Source organism: Achromobacter sp. ESBL13 (assembly GCF_036668755.1).
In the GTDB taxonomy this organism is placed as follows: domain Bacteria; phylum Pseudomonadota; class Gammaproteobacteria; order Burkholderiales; family Burkholderiaceae_B; genus Achromobacter.
Genome location: NZ_JAZEVT010000002.1, coordinates 545,232 through 567,597, shown reverse-complemented (window position 1 = coordinate 567,597; position 22,366 = coordinate 545,232). Strand labels below are relative to the sequence as shown.

Sequence of the window (22,366 nt, the reverse complement as noted above, 5' to 3'; positions counted from 1 at the left end):
ATAAAAACACAAAATTAAACGGTCTTTTTGACCAAAAATAAATTCTTATTCTGAGGACGTCATGAGCAGCCCATCCGCGACCTTGCGCAGCAAGCAAGGGGCAAGCGCCGCGCCCGCCGCCGCGCCCATATCCCGGTCACGCACCATCCTGGCCGGTAGTGTAGGCAATGCGGTCGAATGGTTCGATTGGACCATCTACGCGTCGTTCGCCATCTTTTTTTCGGGCCAGTTTTTTCCCGAAGGCAATGAAACCACCGCGCTGCTTGCCACCTTCGGCATCTTCGCCGTGGGGTTTTTCATGCGACCGGTGGGTGGCTGGGTGCTGGGCATCTTTTCCGACCGCTATGGCCGCAAAGCCGCGCTGGGCCTGACGATTCTGATGATGGCGGGCGGTTCGCTCATCATTGCCATCACCCCCACCTACGCCACCATCGGACTGGCTGCCCCGCTGCTGCTGACCGCCGCGCGCCTTTTGCAAGGCTTGTCGCTGGGCGGAGAGTATGCCTCGGCCACGACCTTTCTGGCTGAAATGGCGCCGCCGGAAAAGCGCGGCTTCTATTCCAGCTTCGTTTTTTTCAGCGCCGCCGTGGGCATCCTGGCCGCGTCCGCCGTGGGCTGGCTCCTGACGTCCACGCTGACCAAGGCCGACATGGCCTCGTGGGGCTGGCGCATCCCGTTCCTGATCGGCGCCTTCGGTGGGCTGGCCGGCATGTGGATACGCCGTTCGGTACCCGAAACCGAGGCGTTTTCGCACGCCAAGAAGACCGGCATCGAAAAGCAGCCGCTACGCACGCTGCTGCGCGACCATCCGCGTGAAGTGCTGCGCATCGTGGGCTTCTCGGTGCTGACCACGTTTGCGTTCTACATCTTCGTGGCCTATGTGCCCACGTATGCCATCCGCCAGGTAGGCGCGGACCCCAAGACCGCGTTCGCCGCCAATACCGTGGCCTTGATCGTGTTCATGCTGGTGCAGCCGCTGTTCGGCATTTTGTCCGACCGCATCGGCCGCAAGCCGCAGCTGATCTTCTTTGCGGCCGGCTACCTGGTGTTCTTCTATCCACTGATGACCACCCTGGGCCCCTCGTTTGGCTCGATCCTGGCGGTGGAACTGTTCGGCCTGGTGCTGTACGCGATGTACACCGCAATTGCACCCGCCATCATGTCGGAACAATTTCCCACCAGCGTGCGCGCTGTCGGCATCGGCACGCCGTACAACCTGGTGGTGGCGTTGTTGGGCGGCACCACGCCTTACCTGCTGACCTGGTTGCAAAGCCGTGGCATGGAACGCTGGTTCTTTTATTACGTGCTGGCCGGCGCCGTGATCACGTTGATTACCTTCATCCGCATGCCTGAAACAAAGGGCCAGACGCTGAAATAGCCGCAACGCGCGCCCTGCAAACGCAACAGCTTTCCGGTCCCGACAGGACCGGAGAGCTTTTCCTTTTTGAAAGAGACCCATGCCCGCACAAGACCACACCGACCTGCATTTTCGAGACGCCCGCGAACTGGCGCGCGCCATCCGCGAAGGTGAACTGAGCGCCCGCCAGGTCGCCACGCATTTCCTGGACCGCATCGAACGCGCCGCACCGCTGGCCGCGTTTAGCGAAGTCACCGCCGAACGCGCGTTGGCACAGGCCGACGCCGCCGATCGCTTGCGGGACGCCGGCCTGCTGCTGGGGCCCTTGCATGGCGTGCCGGTGGCCGTCAAAGACAGCGTGCAGTGGCAAGGCATACCGACCACGGGCGGATCAGAAGCGCGACGCGGCGTGATCAGCGGCGAAACGTCCACGGCGGTGCGCAAGCTGGCGGCCCAGGGCATGGTGATTCTGGGCAAGACGCGCATGACGGAATTCGCGTTCGGGCTGTCGGGGCAAAACCCCACCCAAGGCACGGCGCGCAACCCTTGGGACGCGAAGGTTGCGCGCGCGCCGGGCGGTTCGTCCAGCGGCGCGGGCGTGGCCATGGCGGCGGGGCTGACGGCTATCGCGCTGGGCGGGGACACCGGCGGTTCGGTACGCGCGCCGGCTGCGCTGAACGGCGTGGTGGGCTTCAAGCCGTCTTCCGGCCTGATCAGCCGCGCGGGCTGCCTGCCGCTGTCGGACACGCTGGACGTGTTGGGGCCGCTGGCCCGCAACGTGGCGGACGCGCGCCTGCTGACGCAATTGCTGGCCGGGCCCGATGTAGACGACGTAGCCACCTTGGCGCTGCCCGCGTCCTGCGTGACCGCGCTGCGCCACCCCGCGCCACGCCGGTCCGCCGCCATCGCCGTGCTGGCCCCGCAGGCGTGGCCCACGCCGCTGTCGGATTCCGGCCTGGATGCGTGGCATCGGGCCCAAGAGCGACTGGCGCAAGCGGGCCTTGCGCCCACCGCCTGGCATCCGCCCGCAACGCTGTCGTTTGCGCGCATGGCCGATGACAACTCGCTGGTGCTGGCGTACGAGGCCTATGCCTATTACGGCGCGCTGGCCGAAAACCCCGCCGCGCCCTTGTGGGACGTGGTGCGGGCGCGCATCGCAGCGGGCGGGCGCATTACGCGGGCGGACTACGAAGCCGCGCTGACCCGGCGCCAGGCCGACATGGCCGCCTTCGCCGCCGCCATGCATGGCCTGGACGGGCTGTTGATGCCCGCGTGCGATCAGGCGGCGCAAGCGCTGGACGCCGAAGACGTACGCCACGTGGGCTTGGGCAAGCTGCTGCGCCCCGCCAACTTCCTGGGCGCGGCCGCCATCGCGCTGCCGGCAGGCGCGGACCCTGAAGGCATGCCGATGGCCGTGCAGCTGCTGGCCCCCGCCGGTGGCGATGCCGCCTTGCTGGACTGCGCGGCGGTGCTGGAGCCGGTGCTGGCGCCGACGCGGCGCACGCCGGACCTGTCGGCGTGGGGGTTGTAGGACCACGGGCCGCGGGTGCAACGCTGCGCAATGCAGCAATGCAAAAAAATGCCCCGCCGGGATTCCGGGCGGGGGCATTTTTCGTTCAGGGCCGGGCGGTGAAGCCCGGGTCGCCAAAGGAGGCAGATAAAAGGCGGCTGATAAAGCAGCCAATCAGGCGCGGCCGACAGAGAAGCCGACCGGCTGCCGTCGCTTACAGCGCCTTCTTCAGTTCCTGAACCTTGTCCGTGGCTTCCCACGAGAATTCCGGCTCGGAACGGCCGAAGTGGCCGTACGCGGCGGTCTTCGCGTAGATCGGACGCAGCAGATCCAGCATATTCACGATGCCCTTCGGACGCAGGTCGAAGTGTTCGCGCACCAGCTTGGCGATCTGGTCGTCGGGGATGACGCCCGTGCCTTCGGTGTAGACAGTGATGTTGATCGGTTCGGCCACGCCGATGGCGTAGCTGACCTGCACCTGGCACTGGCGCGCCAGGCCGGCGGCCACGATGTTCTTGGCCACGTAGCGGGCCGCGTAAGCAGCCGAACGGTCAACCTTGGACGGATCCTTACCCGAGAACGCGCCGCCACCGTGCGGGCATGCGCCGCCGTAGGTATCGACGATGATCTTGCGGCCGGTCAGACCGCAATCTCCTTGCGGGCCGCCGATGACGAAGCGGCCGGTCGGGTTGACCAGAAACTTCGTTTGCGGCGTGATCAGGCCTTCGGGGAAGCTCGGCTTGATGATGTCTTCGATCACCGCTTCGCGGATGGTTTCTTGCGTGACTTCAGGCGCGTGCTGCGTGGACAGCACCACGGTATCGACTTCCGCCGGGCGGCCGTCGATATAGCGGAACGTGACCTGCGACTTGGCGTCCGGGCGCAGCCACGGCAGGCGGCCGTCCTTGCGCAGTTCGCTCTGGCGCTGCACCAGCCGGTGCGCGTACCAGATCGGAGCCGGCATCAGGTCGGGCGTTTCGTCGCAGGCATAGCCGAACATCAGGCCCTGGTCGCCCGCGCCTTGGTTCAGATAGTCTTCCGAGCTTCGGTCCACGCCCTGGGCGATGTCGGGCGATTGCTTGTCGTAAGCAACCAGCACGGCGCAACCCTTGTAGTCGATACCGTATTCGGTGTTGTCGTATCCAATGCGGCGGATGGTGTCCCGGGCGACCTGGATGTAATCCACGTTGGCGGTGGTGGTGATTTCACCGGCCAGCACGACCAGGCCCGTGTTGCACAGCGTTTCGGCTGCGACACGCGCATTCGGGTCTTGCGTGAAGATGGCGTCCAGGATCGAATCGGAAATCTGGTCGGCAACCTTGTCGGGATGCCCTTCGGAGACGGATTCGGAAGTGAAGAGAAAATCGTTATTGGCCACAGATGCGTCCTTGGTGTCCGGCGTTGCCGGCGCATAGGTTCATGAGGCGCGTTGCACCCCGGACCGCATGAAATACGCTATCTGGGCGCGACGCTTTAGCGGATTTGGCAAAGGGCGCGCCATGCGCTGCACCCTTGCCGTCGCCCCGCAAGTTGTCGGTTAACTCGGCGACTGAGCGGATTTTAAGCGAAAATGCCGTTCTTATGCTCGCGGCGGGGGTGTAAACATATTCCCGAATACCGGCATAACCCTGCCCCACCTTTCCTATTTGCTGAATGCTGCTCGCCCTGTTCCGACTCTTTGCCGCCTTGCCGCTACCGGTTGCGCACGCCCTTGGGCGCGCGGCGGGGCTGGCCGTGTACGCCTGGCCCGGCAAGTATCGACGCCGCCTTCAGGCCAATGCCGCTCAGGCCGGCTACCCCGGCGCGGCCTTCGCGCGCCGTGCCGCGGCCGAAACCGGCGCCATGATTCTTGAAAACCCCCGCGTGTGGTTCAAGAACGAGCAAAGCCTGGCGCAGGTGGTTTCCGACGACAACGCCGTGGTGGACACGGCACGCGCCGAGGGGCGCGGCATCTTGTTCCTGACCCCGCACCTGGGCTGCTTCGAGATCACCGCCCGCTATCTGGCCCGCCAGATGCCCATGACGGTGATGTTCCGCCCCCCGCGCAAAGACGTGCTGGCCCCGCTGCTGGAGACCGCGCGCAACAGTTCCGCCGTCAACGCCGTGCCGGCCACCATGCAGGGCGTGCGGGAATTCGTGCGGGCGCTGCGGCGCGGTGAATCGGTGGGCATGCTGCCTGACCAGGCGCCCAGCGTGGGCGACGGGGTGTGGGCGCCGTTCTTCGGCCGCCTGGCCTACACGATGACGCTGCCCAGCAAACTGGCCACGCAGACCAACGTCCCCATCATCCTGACGGCGGGCGAACGCCTGCCCCACGGCCGGGGCTGGCGCATCCACTATGTGCGCGTGCCCGAGCCGCTGCCGGCCGATCCCACGGCGCAGGCGGCGTTGATCAACGCCGCGATGGAAACTCTGATCCGGCGCTGTCCCCAGCAATACCTCTGGAGCTATAACCGCTACAAGACCCCGCGCGGCGCGCCCCCGGCGCCCGACGCCGCCCCGTCGGCTCGCTGACATTTTCTGGTTTCCGCCGCCCGGTCCACCCCCGACACGATGAAAGATTCAAAGACGCGTACGCTGGTTTCCCTGTTGAAATGGTTCGGCCGCATCAAGCCGTCGACGCGCTTGCGCATCGGTGCCGTGCTGGGCTGGCTGGCGCCACGGCTGGCCAAATCCCGGGCGCGCATCGTGCGGCGCAATCTGGAATTGTGCTTTCCCGATCAGCCCGAGTCGGTGCGCGAGCAATGGGTGGCGGAACACTTCCGGGCGCTGGCGCAATCCATCGTCGATCGCGGCGTGCTGTGGTACGGCACGCCCGAGGCCATCAAGGACATGGTCACGCAAAGCGGGGCCGAGCGCATCAACGAACTGATCGCGCAAGGCCGTTCGGTGATATTGCTGGCGCCGCATTTCATTGCGCTGGATGCCGCCGCCACCCGCCTGACCATGGAAGTGCCCAGCGCCGCCACCATGTACACCCCGCAAAGCGATCCGCACATCGATGCGGTCGTGGCTGCCGGGCGGGCGCGCTTCAACGAGGTTTTTCTGGTCAGCCGCAAGGACGGCGTACGCGACCTGATCCGCCACCTGCGCGCGCCGCGTCCCGTCTACTACCTGCCCGACATGGACTTCGGCCGCCAAGGGGCCGTATTCGTGCCGTTCTTCGGCGTGCAGGCCGCCACGCTGCTGGCCACCGCGCAACTGGCCCAGAAATGGAACGCGGCGGTGCTGCCTATCGTGGGCTTCTGGAACCCCGAGACCGGCCGCTACCATGTGGACGTGCTGCCCGCCCTGGCGGATTTTCCGGGCGACGCAACCCTGGAAGACGCCACCGCCCGGCTGAACCGCGAGCTGGAATCCTGGGTGCGCCGCTGCCCCAGCCAGTACTACTGGGTCCACCGCCGCTTCAAGACCCGTCCGCCCGGCGAGGCAAAGTTCTATTGATCGCGGCCGGCTGTCCGCGCCCCAATAATGGGCGATAATCGCCCGATGAACTGGAACTTCACCAAAATGCATGGCGCGGGCAACGACTTTGTCGTGCTCGACGGGGTCCGCCAGACCATCGAAATGACGCCCGAGCGCGCCCGAGCGCTGGGCGATCGGCACTTCGGCATCGGCGCCGACCAGATCCTGCTGGTCGAGCGGGCCACACGCCCCGACGCGGATTTCCGCTATCGCATTTTCAATTCCGACGGCAGCGAAGTCGAACACTGCGGCAACGGCGCGCGCTGTTTTGTGCGCTTTGTGCACGAACAAGGGCTGTCCAGCCGCAACCCGCTGCGCGCGGAAATCGCCACCGGCATCCTGGTGCTTGACGAAGGCGACGACGAACAAGTCACGGTCGATATGGGCGGCACCCGTTTCGACCCCGAGGCCCTGCCCTTCGACACAGCCGGCCTGCCTTCGATGCGCGAAGGCGAAGACACCCTTTGGGAGCTTGAGCTGGACGCCCCCACCGGCGTTGCCAACAAGGTGTGGCTGTCGGCCGTGGCCATCTCGAACCCGCATGCGGTTCAGGTGGTGGATAACGTGGACACCGCGCCCGTTTCCATTCAAGGCCCCCTGATCGAAACCCACCCGCGCTTTGCCCGCCGCGTGAATGCGGGCTTTCTGCAAGTCATGGACCGCCACAACGTCCGCCTGCGCGTTTTCGAGCGCGGCGCGGGCGAAACGCTGGCCTGCGGCACGGGCGCCTGCGCCGCCGTGGCAGCCGGCATCCGCCGTGGCCTGCTGGAATCGCCGGTGCGCGTGCAAACGCGCGGCGGCGTGCTGACCGTTGCCTGGAATGGCGACCAACTGCGCATGACGGGCCCGGCCGAATCCGTGTTCACGGGGCAAGTCGACATCGACAAGCTCGTCTTCTCCATGGCGCTGAACCGCTAACCCTATGACTGATACCGCTTTCACCGCCCAAGACATCGCCGCCTTCCTGCAAGACCACCCCGGCTTCTTTGACGAACACGCCGACGTGTTCGCCACCATGCAGGTGCCGCACCCGCATGGCTCGCGCGCCATCTCGCTGGGCGAACGCCAGATCCTGACCCTGCGGGAACGCAACCGCGAACTGGAATGGCGCTTGAACGAACTGGTGCGCAACGCCACCGCCAACGAAAGCATCGGCACGCATGTGGCCAAATGGTGCAGCCGCCTGCTGTCTGAAAACGACGCGCAGCGCGTGCCCGGCGAGATCGCGTTGGGTCTGGCCGAACAATTCGACCTGAACCACGTGGCGCTGCGCCTGTGGGATTTGTCCGAGTTGGCCCCCACCGGTTATGGCGAGCCCGTTTCGCAAGATGTGCGCACGTTCACCGACAGCCTGAAGACGCCGTACTGCGGCACCGACACCGGTTTCGAAGCGGTGGGCTGGCTGGACAGCAAGCCCAAGTCGCTGGCGCTGGTGCCGTTGCGCCTGGAAGCCGACGGCCCGGCCGTGGGCCTGTTGGTGCTGGGGTCCGATGACCCGGAACGCTTCACGCCCGAGATGGGCACGGCGTTTCTGGAATCCGTCGGGCAACTGGCATCGGCCGCGCTGCACCGGCTGAATCCGGCCTCGCCCAAGGCCTAGCGCAACGCGACGGCGGGCGGACATGGACCAGAACTTGCACAACGCGCCCCCGCCCGGCAGTGCCCAGGACGGCCCCGATGCTGCGCCTGCGTCCGACAGCAAACGGTCCACCGTCGGCACCGTGCCCCCGCCCGACGAAGCACGGACCACGGCCGGTCCCTCGCAGCCCGACGCCGGCGACCCCGCGCTGCCCGAACCGATGCGCGCGTGGTTGCGCCATCTGGAAACCAACCGCCGCTATTCGCCGCACACGCTGAGCGGCTATCAGCGTGAGCTGCACTTTCTGCACCAACTGGCCGACCGCGCCGGCCTGCCGCTGGACAAGATCGCCAACGGCCATATTCGCCAATTCGTCGCACGCCTGCATGCTCAGGGCCGCGGGCCACGCAGCCTGGCGCGCACGCTGGCCGCCTGGCGCGGCTTCTACCAATGGTGGGCACCCGCCGCCGACCTGGCCGGAAACCCTGTGGCCGGGGTGCGCGCGCCCAAAGCGCCGCGTGGCCTGCCCAAGGCCTTGTCCGTGGAACAGACCCAGGCCCTGCTGGACCGCGCGCCTGCCAAAGTGGCCAACGAGCCCGTCGCGCTGCGCGACCAGGCCATGCTTGAACTGCTGTATTCCAGCGGGTTGCGCTTGTCGGAACTGGTCGGCCTGGACTTGCGCTACACGCGCACCCCCGATTACGAATCCGCCGGTTGGTTGAAGCTGGAAGAAGCCGAGGTCGAAGTGCTGGGCAAAGGCGGCAAGCGCCGCGCGGTGCCGGTGGGGCAGGCAGCGATTGCCGCCTTGCAGAAATGGATTGCCGCGCGCCCGCAGCTGTCGCCCCCCCACCCGCTTATTCAGGACGCCTGCGCCTTGTTCCTGGGCGCGCGCGGCAAGCGCATTTCGCCGCGGGTCGTGCAGCTGCAACTGGCGCAGATCGCCCAAACAGCGGGCCTGCCCACGCATGTGCATCCGCACGTGCTACGCCACAGTTTCGCCAGCCATGTGCTGCAATCGGCGCAAGACTTGCGGGCCGTGCAGGAAATGCTGGGCCACGCCAATATCTCGACCACGCAGGTCTATACCCGCCTGGATTTCCAGCACCTGGCCAAGGCCTACGACCAGGCGCATCCGCGCGCGGGCCGCAAATCCTGAACGGGCGGGGCTTACCCGCCGCCCGCCAACATGCCGCCCAGCAGCATGACACCCAATAACAACACCGCCGTCGCGGCCAGTGCCTCTACGCTGTAGCGCAACCGCGCCGCGCCCTTGCTGGACAAGCGCTGGCCAACGCGCGTGGCCACCCCGCCGGCGGCCACCGCCAGGCAGGCCAGCGCCGCCACGGTCAACCCCGTGCCTGCGCCCATGGCCAGCGCCGACGCCACGCCGGCCATGAAAAAGCCTTGCGACAACGCGAACACCAGCACGATCAACGCACCACTGCACGGTCGCAAGCCCACGGCAAGAATCGCCGACGCGGCACGACGCCAGCTCAAGCTGCCCGCCACCTGCTCGGGCGCCGGCACATGCGCATGTCCGCAACCGCAGTCGTCATGATGATGGTGATGGTGATGTAGGTGGTGATGCGACAACCCCACCGTCACTGACGCGGCGGACGCATACACCGGGATCGCATTCAACGCCGCAGCGCCCTTTGGCGGGGCGCCCTTTGGCGAGGCGCCCTTTGGCGAGGCGCCCTTTGGCGGCGCGCCCTTTGGCGGGGCGCCCTCCGGCGGGGCGCCCTCCGGCGGGGCGCCCCTCGGCGGCAATGCACCCGTCGTCGATGCGGCACCCGCCATCGGCACAGCGTGCGTGGACGCGGTGGCCGGAACCGTTCCTGCCACCGCCCCTTGGCGCCTGCCTGGCAGCAGCGGCCGAATCGCCTTGATCCAGACCAGCCACGCGCCCAACAACGTCACCAGCGCATACGACGCCAGCTCAAGCCAACGCGTCGCCTGGTTCATCGTGGCGGCGGTGGCGTTGAACACCAGCGCCAACACCGCGACCAACACAATCGCCACCAACGCCTGGATCAATGCGGACGCCAGCGCCAGCAGCGCGCCATTGCGCGCCGTCTGCCGATTGGCCAGCACGTAAGAAGAAATCACGGCTTTGCCATGGCCGGGGCCCAGCGCATGGAACACGCCGTAGGCAAACGACAGGCCGATCAACGTCCAGGCCGCGCCGCCATCGGCCTGCCAGGCGCGCACCGCGCCCGTCAGTTGGCGATAGAAATGGCTTTGCCAGACAGACACCTGACCGAAGAAACTGGCTAGCCAGCCGGGGCCGCCCATGCCCGCCCCACTTTCCGGCACGCCGAAAGGATGCGCGCCCTGCGCCGCCGCCGCGCCCATGCCGCCCAGCAGCAGCAATAACGCAAATCCCAGCGCAACCCGGGCTCGGAACAGCGCTACGGGCATTGCACCTCGATGCGGTGCGTCAGCCCTTTGGTGATGGCGAAAAGTTCGTCCGGCAGCGCCTCCGGATCGGCCGGGATCGCGGCCAATTGCTGCATGGTCTTCCAATCCAGTTCCTTGGGCTTGCGATAGTCGGATGTGCAGGCGGACGCCTTCGGGCCGGCCAGCGACACCGCGCCTTTCTCGTCGAACGCGTAAGCGACGAAATAGGTAGGGTCGTAAATGTCCACTTGCGCGCCCTCGGCGCCGACGGGCAGCGGGGTCGCCAGCGGCAAGGTGAACGACAGCGTCAGGCGCGTCGTCTTGGGGTTCCAGTCGACACGCGCGTCGCGCGGAGCCGCGAACGTGGCGGTCTGCCCACCCACCGTAACGCGGGTGAAGTAGTGCGAGATCGGTTCGCCCAAGGACTTCATCCAGTCGTCGGCCATGCCCTTCAAGGTGGCGGCGGGCAAGGCGCCGCCCTTTCCCTTGGCCATGCCCTGCGTGGCGTAAGCGCCGAACATTTCGTCAAACAGCCATACCTGGCGCACGGCGGTGACGCGCTGCTGCGCGTCGAGGTCGACGACCGCCCGCGCGTCAATCCACATATGCGGGTGCGCGCCGGCGGAGCCGGCCACCAGCATGGCCGTCGCGGCGGTCAGGGCTGCAAGGCCGCGGCAAGCTGACGTACGTTCCATTCAAACATTTCCATATAGGTCGCGCCGGGCTGTCCGGGCTTGGACAGGGCGTCGGAATAAAGCGTACCACCCACCTTGGCGCCCGTTTCCCGCGCAATCTGCTGCACAAGTTTGGGGCTGGAGATGTTCTCGACGAACACCGCGGGCACCTTGTCGCGCTTGACCTGTTCGATGATGCGGGCCACTTCGCCGGCCGACGGTTCGGCGTCCGTGGACACCCCCATCGCGGGGATGAACGACACGCCGTAGGCGTCGCCAAAATACCCGAACGCGTCGTGCGACGTCACCACCTTGCGACGGTCGGCGGCAATGGCGGCGAATGTCTTTTTGGCCGCGGCGTCCAGCGCTCCCAGGCGGGCGATATAGGCGGCGGCGCGCTGACGATAGGCGTCGGCATGGGCGGGGTCGGCGGCGGCCAGGCCGTCGGCCACGTTGCGCGCATAGATCACGCCGTTGGCCAGGCTTTGCCATGCATGCGGATCGGCGTCGCCGTGATGATGATGGCCATCGCCGTGGTTGTGGCCATCGTCGTGATCGTGATCGTGATCGTGGTCGTGGTCGTGCTCGTGCTCGTGGTCGTGGTCGTGGTCGCCGGGCTTGTGGCCCCCGCCCGCCTGCGCGAACTTGCGCGGCGTGACGCCCTGTGAGGCCACGACCGTCTTGCCTGCAAAGCCCGACGCCTTCGTCAGCTTGGGAAGCCAGGTTTCGAAATCCAGCCCGTTCACGAACAGCACCTGCGCGGCGGACAGCTTCTTTGCGTCGCCGGGCGTGGGCTCATATTCGTGCGCATCACCATCGGGTCCCACCAATGTGGTCAGGCTGACATCGTTGCCCCCGACTTCGCGCACGATGTCGCCCAGGATGGAAAAGCTTGCCACGGCCTTGAGCGGTTCCGCGGCGTGCGCTGCGCCAAGGACAGCCGACAGGCACAGGCCCGCCACGGTCAACAGGGCGCGGCGGCGCAACGGCAGAATGGAACGCATGGCGAATTTCCTTGTGAACTCAGGCTTGGCGCGTACGGCGCGGCGCCCGCAGCAGCCCGCCTTGCGGGCCGCCAACGATGGAAAGCAGATAACAGGCGCCCGCCGCCAGGATGATCGACGGCGAGGCGGGTACGTTGAAGTGGTAGGACACGAGCAAGCCGCTGATGGACGCCAGCACACCGAAGCCGGCCGCCAGCGGAATCTGCCGGGCGGCCGAGCGAACCCAGAACCGCGCGGCGGCGGCGGGCAGCATCATGATGCCGACGACCATCAAGGTGCCCAGCACCTGGAAACCCGCCACCAGATTCACCACCACCAGCACCAGGAACCCCATATGCACCCAGCCGCCCCCGCCCCCACTGGCCCGCAGGAAACCGGGGTCCAGGCATTCGGCCACCAGCAGGCGGTAGATGGCGGCCAGCACCAGCAAGGTCACGCTGGCCGTGATGGTCACCAGCAGCAACGAGGCATCGTCCAGCCCCAGCACCGTGCCGAACAGCACGTGCAGCAAGTCCATGTTCGAGCCGCGCAGGGACACCAGCAGTACGCCCAGGCCCAGCGATATCAGATAGAAGGCGGCAAAGCTGGCGTCTTCACGCAGCGGAGTCAGGCGCGCCACCAGGCCCGCCAGCAAGGCAACGGCCAGCCCGGTGACGATGCCGCCCAGCATCATGGCGCCCAGCGACAGGCCGGACAGCAGAAAACCCGCCGCCACCCCCGGCAGGATCGCGTGCGACATCGCGTCGCCCATCAGGCTCATGCGCAGCAGCACCAGGAACACTCCCAAAGGCGCGGCCCCCAGCGACAAGGCGCACGCCCCCGCCAGCGCGCGCCGCATGAATCCATAATCCATGAAAGGCGAAAACACCCATTGCGCCAGGCTCATTCGTAGGCCCTCGCGTGCCATTGGCGCGCCATTTTCAGATTTGCGTCGCTTAGCGCGGTCGCGGTGTCGCCCCACGAGACAACAGAGCCCGACAGCAGCAGGGATTCCGGGAAGTGGCCGCGCACCAGGTCCAGGTCATGCAGCACGGCGATAACGGTGCGGCCTTGGCCGTGCAGCCCGCACAGCAGGGCCATCAGGTCGTCGGCGGTATGGCTGTCGACGGCGGCGAAGGGTTCGTCCAGCAGCAGCACGGGCGCGTCCTGCACCAGCATCCGCGCAAACAAGGTGCGCTGCATCTGGCCGCCCGACAAGGTGTCCACGCCGCGCCCTGCGGCATCCGCCAGGCCGACGGTTTCCAGCGCGTGCATGCAGCGGTCAAGCTCGTCGCCAGGAAAGCGACGCCAGGCGCCGACCCGGCGCCAGGCGCCCATCGCCACCAGGTCCAACACCGTCACGGGAAACGCCCGGTCCAGTTCGGCCGCCTGCGGCAGCCAGGCCAGTTCGGACCGCCCGGCCCCGCTGATGCGCACGCTGCCCGTCATGGGACGCAGCACCCCCATGATTCCCTTGATCAGCGTCGACTTGCCGGCACCGTTGGGTCCGACCACCGCCGTCATCCCACCGGCGGCGAAGCGGCCCGACACGGCCTTCAGCGCGGGATGCCCGTGCCAGCCGAAGGACGCCTCGGACAGTTCGATCGTGACCGGCGCCGCGCTCATCTCGGCCACCAATCCAACGCCCAGCCCGTCAAAGCCCACAGCAGGGTTGCGGCCACCAACGAGGCCGCCATGCGGCGCCAGGCGGATACGAGAAATGCAGAGCGGGGAGGCTTGCCGTGCCGCGGCGCGGTGCCGGACCGTGCGGGCAGAAGCGTGAAGTGAGACATGGGAAAGCGCAAACACCACAAAGGACAAGCCGAAATCAAAGCAAGACGCCGCAAAATGCGGCGCCAGCCATTTTTACAATGTTATATCATAACTAAACCTGCTTGATTCCGGTGGCACTGCCCGCATATACGACTTTTCTGCTACCTTCCAGGCATCTCACGCGCGTCGCGCGCGTCTTTCATTCAGATAAAGCCCGCCATGCCCGCTCCGCCCGGCCCCCCCCGCAGCGACACCGTAGGCGCCCAGCTCAGCGTCGCCGAGACGCTGTGCGAGCAGCGCGGACGCCGCCTGACGCCCATCCGCCGCAAGGTGCTGGAACTGCTGCTGCGCCATGGGCGCAGCCTGAAGGCGTACGAGCTGCTGGACGCCATGCGCGACGTGCACCCGGGCGCCGCGCCCCCCACCGTGTACCGCGCGCTGGACTTCCTGATGGACGAAGGGCTGATTCACCGGCTGGACGCAGTCAACGCCTGGAGTGCTTGCCACGACGCCGGCGGCGCGCCCCACGACCTGCTGGTGGTGTGCACCGGTTGCGGCGCGGTGGCCGAAGTGTCCGACCCCGCCATGAGCCGCCAACTGGCCGAACGCGTCGCCCAAACGGGCTACGCCCTGGCCACACAAGAAACCGAGATCCGGGCGCTCTGTCCCCAATGCCAGCAAAAGCAACCCGCTGACGCCGGCCATCATCACCACCACCATTGAACCGGCTGCGGCGCGGCGCCCGCGCTGCCATGCCGCGTTGCCCACGTCTGCCGGCCCGTGTCCGTGTCGACGTTGCCGGCCCCCCCGCTTGCCGCAACGCCAATTTGCCAGCCACCGGATAAGGGCGGGTCGCGACCAAGTCGCAACGGCTCTTGAAATCCGGAAAACCGCCCCAAAATAGTGATATCGCCGGATACTTTCCGGGCTACAGACGCGATCCGGCGGGCTTCGGCCCCTGGGTTGACCCGGGGTTTGCCCCCTGCCCCCGACTGTGCTGTAATCCTGCGTCCGGCCGCTGTTGGCGGCCCACGCAGCCTGTGGCAAACATCATCCTGCACGGGGCAAAACACCCTGTCAGGGCCTGTGTTGAATGCCTAGACTTCAGCCTTGACTTCACGCTAGCAGCTTCGCCATGAACACCCCGCGCAGTTTGGACAAAATGGTTCCCGTCACCATCCTCACCGGCTTTCTCGGTGCGGGCAAGACCACCCTGCTCAAACGCATCCTGACCGAATTTCACGGCCGCCGCGTGGCGGTCATCGAAAACGAATTCGGACCGGAAAGCATCGACAACGACCTGCTCGTGCAAGACAGCGATGAAGAAATCATCGAACTGTCCAACGGCTGCGTCTGCTGCACGGTGCGTGGCGACCTGATGCGCACCCTGTCCGAGCTGCGCGTCAAGCGCGAAGCCGGCGAACTGACATTTGAACGCGTCATCCTGGAAACCACCGGCATGGCCAACCCCGGCCCCGTCTGCCAGACGTTCTTCATGGACGACGACATCGCCGAGTACTACCGCCTGGACGCGGTGGTGACCGTGGTTGATGCCAAGCACGGCATGTCCACGCTGGACGAGCAACCCGAAGCCCAGAAGCAAGTCGGTTTCGCCGACCGCATCCTGATCTCCAAGCGCGACCTGGTCAACGAAGTCGACTACGAAGCGCTGCGCCACCGCCTGGTTCACATGAACCCGCGCGCGCCGATCACGCCGGTCAATTTTGGCGAAGTCGACCTGAAGTCGATCATCGACATCAGCGGCTTCAACCTGAATTCCATTCTGGACATCGACCCGGAATTCCTGGCCGATGAGCACCCCGACGCCGCCCACAGCCACGCCCACGACCATGGGCATGACCACGGGCACGATCATGGCCATGGTCACGACCATGACCACGATCACGACGGCGATTGCGGGGCGCATTGCGATCACGCCCACCATCACCACCCCAAGCACGACGACGAAATCGGCGCGTTTGTTTTCCGTTCCAACAAGCCGTTCGATCCCGCGCGCCTTGAGGAATTCCTGGGTGGCGTGGTGCAGGTCTATGGCCCCGACCTGATGCGCTACAAGGGCATCCTGTACATGAAGGGCATCAACCGCCGCATGTTGTTCCAGGGTGTGCACATGATGATGGGCGCCGAACCCGGCAAGCCGTGGACCGCGGCCGAAAAACCGTCCACCAAGATGGTATTCATTGGACGTAAGCTGCCCCAGGAGATTTTCACCCGGGGCTTGGAGCAGTGCCTGGCGGGGTAATCCCCCTTCCCGACGTGACGCGATGCGACGAAGGCAGTACTGTGAGGTACGAGTAACGTAGTCAGCAAGCAGCACCAACCGGGAAAGGATGCCCGCGCCAGGATCGATTCATAGTGGAGTGTTTTCATGGCTACCAAGGCAGCAACTAAAAAATCAAGCAAGTCGACGAGCGATACGGCGATTGATCTGCCCAGCGAGAAGGAATTGCTGGCCATGCCCGAGTCCGACTATATGAACGAACGCCAGCTGGCTTTCTTCAAGGAACGGCTCAAACAACTCGAACAGGACATCCTGGCCAACGCCGGCGAGACCACTGAGCACCTGCGCGAAACGCAGTTCGTGCCCGACCCCGCCGACCGCGCCACCATCGAGGAAGAACACGCACTTGAGCTGCGCACCCGCGATCGCGAGCGCAAGCTGCTGAAAAAGGTGCAACAGTCCATCGCCCGCATCGACAGCGGCGAATACGGCTGGTGTGAAGAAACCGGCGAACCGATCGGCGTACCCCGCCTGTTGGCCCGCCCCACGGCCACCCTGTCGCTGGAAGCCCAGGAACGCCGCGAGATGCGCCAAAAGCTGTACGGCGACTGATCCGTCCCGTTTTCACGCCATGCCCTGAAAGGCTATGCTGGTTTCCAGCATGGCCTTTTTTATTGGCCGTCGCGCCCCCCGCTTGATTTCCTTGGAACCGCCCCCAGCTAGTCCTTTCAAAGGAAGGAACGCATGGAACAATTTCACGCCACCACCATCGTGTGCGTGCGCCGCGGCAACCGCGTCGCACTGGGCGGCGATGGCCAGGTCACCCTGGGCAACATCGTCGTCAAGGGCACGGCCCGCAAGATCCGCCGCCTGTATCACGACAAAATCCTCGCTGGCTTTGCCGGCGCTACCGCCGACGCGTTCACGCTTCAGGAACGCTTCGAGGCCAAGCTGGAAAAGCACCAGGGCAACCTGATGCGCGCCGCCGTCGAGCTGACCCGCGACTGGCGCACGGACCGCGTCCTGCGCCGTCTTGAAGCCATGCTGATCGTGGCCGACACCGAGCACACGCTGGTGCTGACCGGTAACGGCGACGTGCTTGAACCCGAACATGGCCTAGCGGCCATCGGATCCGGCGGCGCCTACGCGCAATCGGCCGCGTTAGCCCTGCTGCGCAACACCGAGCTGTCGCCCGAGGCCGTCGTCAAGCAATCGCTGGAAATCGCCGGCGACCTCTGCATCTACACCAACCAGAACCACGTCATCGAAACGCTGGGCGACTGACGCCGCCACGTGGCGCATGGGGCTCCCCCGCGCCGCCGCCGCTTCCCCAGCCCGCCTCAAGCTTCAAGGATTCGCCCTCATGTCCGCATCCAACATGACGCCCGGAGAGATCGTCTCCGAACTCGACAAATACATCGTCGGCCAGAACCGCGCCAAGCGCGCAGTGGCCGTCGCCCTGCGCAACCGCTGGCGCCGCCAGCAGGTGGCTGAACCCCTGCGCCACGAAATTCACCCCAAGAACATCCTGATGATCGGCCCCACCGGCGTGGGCAAGACCGAAATCGCGCGCCGCCTGGCTAAGTTGGCCAACGCGCCCTTCATCAAGATCGAAGCCACCAAGTTCACGGAAGTGGGCTATGTCGGCCGCGACGTCGACACCATCATCCGCGACCTGACCGAATACTCGATCAAGCAAACGCGCGAACTGGAAATGCGCCGCGTGCGCACCCAGGCCGAAGACGCCGCCGAAGACCGCATCCTGGACGCCCTGGTGCCGCCCGCCCGCGGCGCCTCCGGCGAACCGGAGCGCGGTGAAGACAACAGCGCCCGCCAGACCTTCAGAAAGCGCCTGCGCGAAGGCAAGATCGACGATCTGGAAATCGAGATCGAGGTGTCCCAGGCCGCGCCGCAGATGGACGTCATGACGCCCCCCGGCATGGAAGAAATGGCCGAGCAACTGCGCGGCATGTTCGCCGGCATGGCTCGCGACAAAAAGAAGCCCAAGAAAATGAAGGTGCGCGAAGCCTTCAAGCTGATCATCGACGAAGAAGCCGCCAAGCGCGTCAACGAAGAAGACCTGCGCACCGTGGCCATCAATAACGTCGAGCAGAACGGCATCGTCTTCCTGGACGAAATCGACAAGATCGCCGCGCGCCAGGAATCCGGCGGCGCCGACGTGTCGCGCCAAGGCGTGCAGCGCGACCTGCTGCCGCTGGTTGAAGGCACCACCGTCAACACGCGCTACGGCATGGTCCGCACCGACCACATCCTGTTCATCGCGTCCGGCGCCTTCCACCTGGCACGCCCGTCGGATCTGATCCCCGAGCTGCAAGGCCGTTTCCCGATCCGCGTGGAACTGGAATCGCTGACCGCCGAAGACTTCGTGCGCATCCTGTCCGACACGGACGCGTCGCTGACCAAGCAGTACACCGCCTTGATGGCGACGGAAGACGTGCAGCTGGAATTCACGGATGAAGGCGTACGCCGCTTGGCTGAGTTGGCTTTCGACGTCAACGAAACCACCGAGAACATCGGCGCCCGCCGTCTGTACACGGTCATGGAGAAGCTGCTGGACGAGTTGTCGTTCGACGCGACGTCCAGCCAGGACAAGCACGTGAAGATCGACGCCGCCTACGTCAACTCGCAACTGGCCGAAGCCGCCAGCAGCCAGGATCTGGCTCGCTACGTGCTGTAAATCGGGGGGCTTTGGGGCTGGCGACACGTTCGCGCCCCTAGCCTTGCCGGCAAAAAAGCCGCTTGCCGCCTGATCGCGGAAGCGGCTTTTTCTTTGGGATCTGTGGATTGCGAGCTGCGGGCCGCGAAGTCCGGAGTTCGGCGGCCTGAGTTCGGCGTCCTGAGTTCGGAGTTCGGGTTCCGGGCTTGGGCTTCGAACCGAGATCGTCGATACCCGAGCTGGCTCAGTGCCCAGCAGCAGGCAAACTTCAGTTCGTGATCGCCGTCACGACGTATTTGCCATCCTTGCGGGTCGCCGTGAAGCGCACCTTGTCGCCCGCCTTGATCTTGGCCAGCAGCGCCGGGTCGGCGTCATACACCAGCGTCATTGCCGGCAAGTCCAACGCCTTGATTTCGTCGTGCTTGATCGTCACCTTGCCCGCGGCCGGGTCCACCCGCCGCACTTCGCCGCTGGCGTCGGCCTGCTGAGCGAACGCCAGCGGCGTCGCCAGCGATACAACGGCCATCGCGGTCGCGACGGCCATGGGCATTGCATATTTGCGGTCAAAAGCCATACAGGCATCCTCCATTGACAGCGAAAGCTGCTGCGGCGGCACAGCGCCCGACCAACTTTCCACAGTGCTAGGATACCGCCGTTAAGAAACAGTTCCTGCGGCAGAACGCAACAATCCTGACGGTTGATTGCGAACCGGCCCCCTCTCTCCTGGGCGCCCGCTTACCGCTGGACGCAACCCCCCACATTTATCCAATTCAGGACGTTTCCCATGGCCAACCGCTTATCTGTCATTGCCACCCGCACGGGAGACGACGGCACCACCGGGCTGGGGGATGGATCACGCACTCCCAAGGACGCGCCGCGCATCGCCGCGTTGGGTGATGTGGATGAGCTGAACAGCGTCATCGGCGTGCTGCTGGCGGAACCGCTGCCGCCCGAGATCTCGATTGATCTGATGGCGATCCAGCACGACCTGTTCGACATGGGCGCGGAACTCTGCATCCCGGGGCACACGGCTGTCAGCGACGAACAGGTCGCCCGCCTGGACGCGCGCCTGGCGCATTACAACGGGTCGCTGACGCCCTTGCGTGAGTTCATCCTGCCCGGTGGGACCCGGGCCGCAGCGCAGGCGCATGTTGCGCGGACGGTTTGCCGAAGAGCCGAACGGGCCGTGGTGGCGTTAGCGGGAGTTGAAACGGTGAACCCGCCGGTGCGGCAATATTTGAACCGGCTGTCGGATCTGATGTTTGTGTTGGCGAGATGTATAAATAGTGCTGCGGGCACCGGCGATGTGTTCTGGGCTAGCCCGAACGCGCGTAAGGCCACGTAACTCGTGAGATGAATTGCAAGGGGTACGACGATCACTGGCGCTTAACGCTGTTGTAACTCGACTATTTCATACCACAATTTGTTGCATCTTCTAGGTTGGGTATAAAGAGTTGCGGCATAATGGCAGGTTATCGAGCGGGTTTGTGCACCGTCCTCAAAGCTCAAGGATCCAATAAAGAATGAGTATTATTGTCACTGGCGGAGCCGGCTTCATCGGTTCGAATTTTGTCCTGGACTGGTTCGATTCCAGCAACGAACCGATCATCACGCTCGACAAGCTGACCTATGCGGGCAACCCCGAAAATCTGGCGTCGCTCGCCGGCAACCCGCACCATCAATTGGTGCACGGGGATATCGGCGATGCCGCATTGGTGGCCAGCTTGCTTGCCAAGCACAAACCTCGCGCCATCCTGAATTTCGCCGCAGAGTCCCATGTCGACCGGTCGATTCATGGCCCAGGTGAGTTCATTCAAACCAATATTGTTGGCACCTTTCATTTGCTGGAAGCGGTGCGCGCATACTGGTCGGAGCTGCCCGAGCAGGAAAAGCGTGACTTCCGCTTCTTGCACGTCTCGACCGACGAAGTCTACGGTTCCCTTGAAAAAGAGGACCCCGCGTTTCGCGAGACCAACCAATACGAGCCCAACAGCCCGTATTCCGCCAGCAAGGCCGCCAGCGATCACTTGGTCCGCGCCTACCATCACACGTACGGAATTCCAGTACTAACCACCAACTGTTCGAACAATTACGGCCCCTATCATTTCCCAGAGAAACTGATTCCGCTAGTTATCCACAATGCGCTGGCCGGCAAGCCGTTGCCAATTTACGGCGATGGCCAACAGATTCGTGACTGGCTCTACGTGAAGGACCACTGCAGCGCCATTCGGCGCGTATTGGAGGCCGGCGTCGTAGGCGAGACCTACAACGTGGGCGGTTGGAACGAAAAAGCTAACTTGGACGTCGTGGGCACACTGTGCACACTGCTCGACGAGCTCAGCCCACGCGCCGACGGCAAGTCATATAAAGACCAGGTGACGTTCGTGAAAGACCGTCCTGGCCACGACCGCCGCTACGCCATCGACGCCGGAAAGCTGGAACGTGAATTGGGATGGCGCCCTGCCGAAACGTTCGAAACGGGTATTCGTAAAACAGTTCAGTGGTATTTGGACAATGCTGACTGGGTCGCCAACGTGACCAGCGGCGCGTACCGTAATTGGGTCAGCACTCAATATTCGTCGTGATGAGATTGAACCGGTTGCTGCCGATAACAACAATGCGGTTTATCCGCTAATTAATCAGCTGCAACCCGTTCTCCATTTTCGGAGGACATTCGGAACGTCTAACACTCCAATAGGAATGGGCTCCGAAACCATCACGCCTCCCTTGCCTTTACCAGGCTTGCCAATAGATCCGTATCAGTACAGGTGGCCCAGTGAGCCAAAAAGTCGCCATTCTCTTGTGCACTTACGACGGCCAGCAATATTTGCCTGAGCAGTTGGAATCTTTCGAAGCGCAAACTCACACCGATTGGATCGTTTGCGCATCGGACGATGGTTCTAAAGATGACACGCACGCCATTCTGGCCCGCTATCAAAGCCAATGGCAGCCGGACCAGTTGCAAGTATTCAGCGGGCCTCGCAAGGGCTTTGTCGCCAACTTTCTATCGCTGACATGCAATCCGGCAGTCCACGCCGATCTCTATGCCTATTCCGATCAGGATGACGTATGGCATGCGGAAAAGCTGGAACGGGCGGCGCATTGGCACGCCTCGATCCCTGCGGGCGTGCCGGCGCTGTACTGTACTCGCACCGCGCTCATCGACGGATCCGGCGCGCCGATCGGCAAGTCACCGCTTTTCACGCGGCCTCCGTCGTTCGCCAACGCCCTGACACAGAACGTGGGTGGCGGCAACACCATGGTATTCAACGACGCGGCCCGCCAATTGTTGTTGGTCGCTGGCCCACAGCCTGAAGCGGTGGCGCATGACTGGTGGGTGTACCTGCTAATCAGTGCCTGTGGAGGAAGGGTGCATTATGATCCCCGCCCCTCACTGCTGTATCGCCAGCATGGCGGCAACCTGATAGGAGCCAACGCAAGTTTTGCTGCCCGGATAGAACGGATCCGCATGCTGATTGCCGGTCACTTGCGGGACTGGAACGACCGTAACATCCGGATGCTGACCCCCCTTCAAGCGCAGTTGACAGAGCAGAACCGCGAGACGTTCAATCGGTTTGTAGCGGCAAGAAAAAAAGGCCCGGTCGGTCGGGTCATCGGCGTGGTGAAATCTGGCGTATATCGTCAGACCGCGCTGGGCAACTTTGGCCTGCTGGTAGCGGCCGCCTTCAATAAGATCTAAGCCACT

General features: G+C 64.7%; 22 protein-coding genes. 15 read left to right on the top strand and 7 right to left on the bottom strand.

Annotated features, from left to right (window positions below):
• Nucleotides 1–61 precede the first annotated feature (61 nt).
• Both V6F88_RS11430 and V6F88_RS11425 read left to right on the top strand, forming a co-directional pair.
• Nucleotides 62–1,378: an MFS transporter gene (locus V6F88_RS11430; RefSeq protein ID WP_332609579.1), complete on the top strand. Its 1,317-nt coding sequence runs from the start codon at nucleotides 62–64 to the stop codon at nucleotides 1,376–1,378.
• 79 nt (nucleotides 1,379–1,457) lie between these two features.
• A complete protein-coding gene (locus V6F88_RS11425) occupies nucleotides 1,458–2,888 on the top strand; it encodes an amidase (RefSeq protein WP_332609578.1) in 1,431 nt (476 codons plus the stop codon).
• 193 nt (nucleotides 2,889–3,081) lie between these two features.
• Here the strand turns inward: V6F88_RS11425 and metK are convergent, their stop codons facing one another.
• Nucleotides 3,082–4,245 (bottom strand): methionine adenosyltransferase, encoded by a 1,164-nt coding sequence (gene metK, locus V6F88_RS11420; RefSeq protein WP_046802994.1) that lies wholly within the window; start codon nucleotides 4,243–4,245, stop codon nucleotides 3,082–3,084.
• A gap of 275 nt (nucleotides 4,246–4,520) precedes the next feature.
• Here metK and V6F88_RS11415 point away from each other — a divergent pair, with 275 nt between their 5' ends.
• The 5 genes from V6F88_RS11415 (at nucleotide 4,521) to xerC (ending at nucleotide 9,067) form a co-directional block, all read left to right on the top strand.
• Complete coding sequence (locus V6F88_RS11415) at nucleotides 4,521–5,381, top strand: lysophospholipid acyltransferase family protein (RefSeq protein WP_104142578.1); 861 nt, start codon at nucleotides 4,521–4,523, stop codon at nucleotides 5,379–5,381.
• A 39-nt stretch (nucleotides 5,382–5,420) separates the two neighbouring features.
• The gene (locus tag V6F88_RS11410; protein ID WP_332609577.1) at nucleotides 5,421–6,311 is read left to right on the top strand and encodes a lysophospholipid acyltransferase family protein; all 891 of its coding nucleotides are present in this window, start codon (nucleotides 5,421–5,423) and stop codon (nucleotides 6,309–6,311) included.
• Nucleotides 6,312–6,338: 27 nt separating this feature from the next.
• Nucleotides 6,339–7,250, top strand: coding sequence for a diaminopimelate epimerase (dapF, locus tag V6F88_RS11405; RefSeq protein ID WP_332609575.1), 912 nt, complete (start codon nucleotides 6,339–6,341; stop codon nucleotides 7,248–7,250).
• 4 nt (nucleotides 7,251–7,254) lie between these two features.
• Nucleotides 7,255–7,932 carry a DUF484 family protein gene (locus V6F88_RS11400; RefSeq protein WP_332609574.1) on the top strand — a complete coding sequence of 226 codons (678 nt, stop codon included), beginning with the start codon at nucleotides 7,255–7,257 and terminating at the stop codon, nucleotides 7,930–7,932.
• A gap of 199 nt (nucleotides 7,933–8,131) precedes the next feature.
• Nucleotides 8,132–9,067 (top strand): tyrosine recombinase XerC, encoded by a 936-nt coding sequence (gene xerC, locus V6F88_RS11395; RefSeq protein WP_332610250.1) that lies wholly within the window; start codon nucleotides 8,132–8,134, stop codon nucleotides 9,065–9,067.
• A gap of 11 nt (nucleotides 9,068–9,078) precedes the next feature.
• Here the strand turns inward: xerC and V6F88_RS11390 are convergent, their stop codons facing one another.
• The 5 genes from V6F88_RS11390 to V6F88_RS11370 are packed head-to-tail and all read right to left on the bottom strand — an operon-like array spanning nucleotide 9,079 to nucleotide 13,594.
• Complete coding sequence (locus V6F88_RS11390) at nucleotides 9,079–10,332, bottom strand: nickel/cobalt transporter (protein ID WP_332609572.1); 1,254 nt, start codon at nucleotides 10,330–10,332, stop codon at nucleotides 9,079–9,081.
• Nucleotides 10,323–10,916 carry a DUF1007 family protein gene (locus tag V6F88_RS11385; protein WP_332610249.1) on the bottom strand — a complete coding sequence of 198 codons (594 nt, stop codon included), beginning with the start codon at nucleotides 10,914–10,916 and terminating at the stop codon, nucleotides 10,323–10,325. The genes V6F88_RS11390 and V6F88_RS11385 overlap by 10 nt, the downstream gene beginning before the upstream one ends.
• 50 nt (nucleotides 10,917–10,966) lie before the next feature.
• Nucleotides 10,967–11,989, bottom strand: coding sequence for a metal ABC transporter substrate-binding protein (locus tag V6F88_RS11380; RefSeq protein WP_332609571.1), 1,023 nt, complete (start codon nucleotides 11,987–11,989; stop codon nucleotides 10,967–10,969).
• A 19-nt stretch (nucleotides 11,990–12,008) separates the two neighbouring features.
• Nucleotides 12,009–12,875, bottom strand: a complete 867-nt coding sequence (locus V6F88_RS11375) for a metal ABC transporter permease (protein ID WP_332609569.1) — start codon at nucleotides 12,873–12,875, stop codon at nucleotides 12,009–12,011.
• Entirely contained in the window at nucleotides 12,872–13,594 is a 723-nt protein-coding gene (locus V6F88_RS11370) for a metal ABC transporter ATP-binding protein (protein ID WP_332609568.1), read from the bottom strand. Before V6F88_RS11370 ends, V6F88_RS11375 begins: the two co-directional genes overlap by 4 nt.
• A gap of 366 nt (nucleotides 13,595–13,960) precedes the next feature.
• On the opposite strand from V6F88_RS11370, the gene V6F88_RS11365 reads away from it, so the two are divergent.
• The 5 genes from V6F88_RS11365 (at nucleotide 13,961) to hslU (ending at nucleotide 18,681) form a co-directional block, all read left to right on the top strand.
• Complete coding sequence (locus V6F88_RS11365) at nucleotides 13,961–14,464, top strand: Fur family transcriptional regulator (RefSeq protein WP_332609567.1); 504 nt, start codon at nucleotides 13,961–13,963, stop codon at nucleotides 14,462–14,464.
• Between the two features lie 412 nt (nucleotides 14,465–14,876).
• Complete coding sequence (locus V6F88_RS11360; protein ID WP_279994267.1) at nucleotides 14,877–16,004, top strand: CobW family GTP-binding protein; 1,128 nt, start codon at nucleotides 14,877–14,879, stop codon at nucleotides 16,002–16,004.
• A gap of 126 nt (nucleotides 16,005–16,130) precedes the next feature.
• Nucleotides 16,131–16,595: an RNA polymerase-binding protein DksA gene (dksA, locus tag V6F88_RS11355; protein ID WP_006216410.1), complete on the top strand. Its 465-nt coding sequence runs from the start codon at nucleotides 16,131–16,133 to the stop codon at nucleotides 16,593–16,595.
• Nucleotides 16,596–16,727: 132 nt separating this feature from the next.
• Nucleotides 16,728–17,267: an ATP-dependent protease subunit HslV gene (gene hslV, locus V6F88_RS11350; RefSeq protein WP_006216412.1), complete on the top strand. Its 540-nt coding sequence runs from the start codon at nucleotides 16,728–16,730 to the stop codon at nucleotides 17,265–17,267.
• Between the two features lie 79 nt (nucleotides 17,268–17,346).
• The gene (gene hslU, locus V6F88_RS11345; RefSeq protein WP_332609565.1) at nucleotides 17,347–18,681 is read left to right on the top strand and encodes an ATP-dependent protease ATPase subunit HslU; all 1,335 of its coding nucleotides are present in this window, start codon (nucleotides 17,347–17,349) and stop codon (nucleotides 18,679–18,681) included.
• Nucleotides 18,682–18,928: 247 nt separating this feature from the next.
• Here the strand turns inward: hslU and V6F88_RS11340 are convergent, their stop codons facing one another.
• Nucleotides 18,929–19,234 carry a copper-binding protein gene (locus V6F88_RS11340; RefSeq protein ID WP_006216414.1) on the bottom strand — a complete coding sequence of 102 codons (306 nt, stop codon included), beginning with the start codon at nucleotides 19,232–19,234 and terminating at the stop codon, nucleotides 18,929–18,931.
• A gap of 210 nt (nucleotides 19,235–19,444) precedes the next feature.
• On the opposite strand from V6F88_RS11340, the gene V6F88_RS11335 reads away from it, so the two are divergent.
• The 3 genes from V6F88_RS11335 to V6F88_RS11325 all read left to right on the top strand — a co-directional run bounded on the left by V6F88_RS11335 (nucleotide 19,445) and on the right by V6F88_RS11325 (nucleotide 22,360).
• Entirely contained in the window at nucleotides 19,445–20,005 is a 561-nt protein-coding gene (locus V6F88_RS11335) for a cob(I)yrinic acid a,c-diamide adenosyltransferase (RefSeq protein ID WP_332609563.1), read from the top strand.
• Nucleotides 20,006–20,183: 178 nt separating this feature from the next.
• Complete coding sequence (rfbB, locus tag V6F88_RS11330; protein ID WP_332609562.1) at nucleotides 20,184–21,245, top strand: dTDP-glucose 4,6-dehydratase; 1,062 nt, start codon at nucleotides 20,184–20,186, stop codon at nucleotides 21,243–21,245.
• 191 nt (nucleotides 21,246–21,436) lie between these two features.
• Nucleotides 21,437–22,360: a glycosyltransferase family 2 protein gene (locus tag V6F88_RS11325; RefSeq protein WP_332609560.1), complete on the top strand. Its 924-nt coding sequence runs from the start codon at nucleotides 21,437–21,439 to the stop codon at nucleotides 22,358–22,360.
• The last annotated feature ends 6 nt before the right edge of the window (nucleotides 22,361–22,366 follow it).

What these genes read in the sequence shown, in the direction of transcription:
- xerC (WP_332610250.1), top strand. Translation starts at nt 8,132, where the DNA reads ATGCGCGCGTGGTTGCGCCATCTGGAAACCAACCGCCGCTATTCGCCG.
- V6F88_RS11425 (WP_332609578.1), top strand. Translation starts at nt 1,458, where the DNA reads ATGCCCGCACAAGACCACACCGACCTGCATTTTCGAGACGCCCGCGAA.
- V6F88_RS11365 (WP_332609567.1), top strand. Translation starts at nt 13,961, where the DNA reads ATGCCCGCTCCGCCCGGCCCCCCCCGCAGCGACACCGTAGGCGCCCAG.
- V6F88_RS11340 (WP_006216414.1), bottom strand. Translation starts at nt 19,234, where the DNA reads ATGGCTTTTGACCGCAAATATGCAATGCCCATGGCCGTCGCGACCGCG.
- rfbB (WP_332609562.1), top strand. Translation starts at nt 20,184, where the DNA reads ATGAGTATTATTGTCACTGGCGGAGCCGGCTTCATCGGTTCGAATTTT.
- V6F88_RS11335 (WP_332609563.1), top strand. Translation starts at nt 19,445, where the DNA reads ATGGCCAACCGCTTATCTGTCATTGCCACCCGCACGGGAGACGACGGC.
- dapF (WP_332609575.1), top strand. Translation starts at nt 6,339, where the DNA reads ATGGGCGATAATCGCCCGATGAACTGGAACTTCACCAAAATGCATGGC.
- V6F88_RS11400 (WP_332609574.1), top strand. Translation starts at nt 7,255, where the DNA reads ATGACTGATACCGCTTTCACCGCCCAAGACATCGCCGCCTTCCTGCAA.
- hslU (WP_332609565.1), top strand. Translation starts at nt 17,347, where the DNA reads ATGTCCGCATCCAACATGACGCCCGGAGAGATCGTCTCCGAACTCGAC.
- V6F88_RS11370 (WP_332609568.1), bottom strand. Translation starts at nt 13,594, where the DNA reads ATGAGCGCGGCGCCGGTCACGATCGAACTGTCCGAGGCGTCCTTCGGC.
- V6F88_RS11380 (WP_332609571.1), bottom strand. Translation starts at nt 11,989, where the DNA reads ATGCGTTCCATTCTGCCGTTGCGCCGCCGCGCCCTGTTGACCGTGGCG.
- V6F88_RS11430 (WP_332609579.1), top strand. Translation starts at nt 62, where the DNA reads ATGAGCAGCCCATCCGCGACCTTGCGCAGCAAGCAAGGGGCAAGCGCC.
- V6F88_RS11385 (WP_332610249.1), bottom strand. Translation starts at nt 10,916, where the DNA reads ATGTGGATTGACGCGCGGGCGGTCGTCGACCTCGACGCGCAGCAGCGC.
- V6F88_RS11360 (WP_279994267.1), top strand. Translation starts at nt 14,877, where the DNA reads ATGAACACCCCGCGCAGTTTGGACAAAATGGTTCCCGTCACCATCCTC.
- hslV (WP_006216412.1), top strand. Translation starts at nt 16,728, where the DNA reads ATGGAACAATTTCACGCCACCACCATCGTGTGCGTGCGCCGCGGCAAC.
- V6F88_RS11375 (WP_332609569.1), bottom strand. Translation starts at nt 12,875, where the DNA reads ATGAGCCTGGCGCAATGGGTGTTTTCGCCTTTCATGGATTATGGATTC.
- V6F88_RS11415 (WP_104142578.1), top strand. Translation starts at nt 4,521, where the DNA reads ATGCTGCTCGCCCTGTTCCGACTCTTTGCCGCCTTGCCGCTACCGGTT.
- dksA (WP_006216410.1), top strand. Translation starts at nt 16,131, where the DNA reads ATGGCTACCAAGGCAGCAACTAAAAAATCAAGCAAGTCGACGAGCGAT.
- V6F88_RS11410 (WP_332609577.1), top strand. Translation starts at nt 5,421, where the DNA reads ATGAAAGATTCAAAGACGCGTACGCTGGTTTCCCTGTTGAAATGGTTC.
- V6F88_RS11390 (WP_332609572.1), bottom strand. Translation starts at nt 10,332, where the DNA reads ATGCCCGTAGCGCTGTTCCGAGCCCGGGTTGCGCTGGGATTTGCGTTA.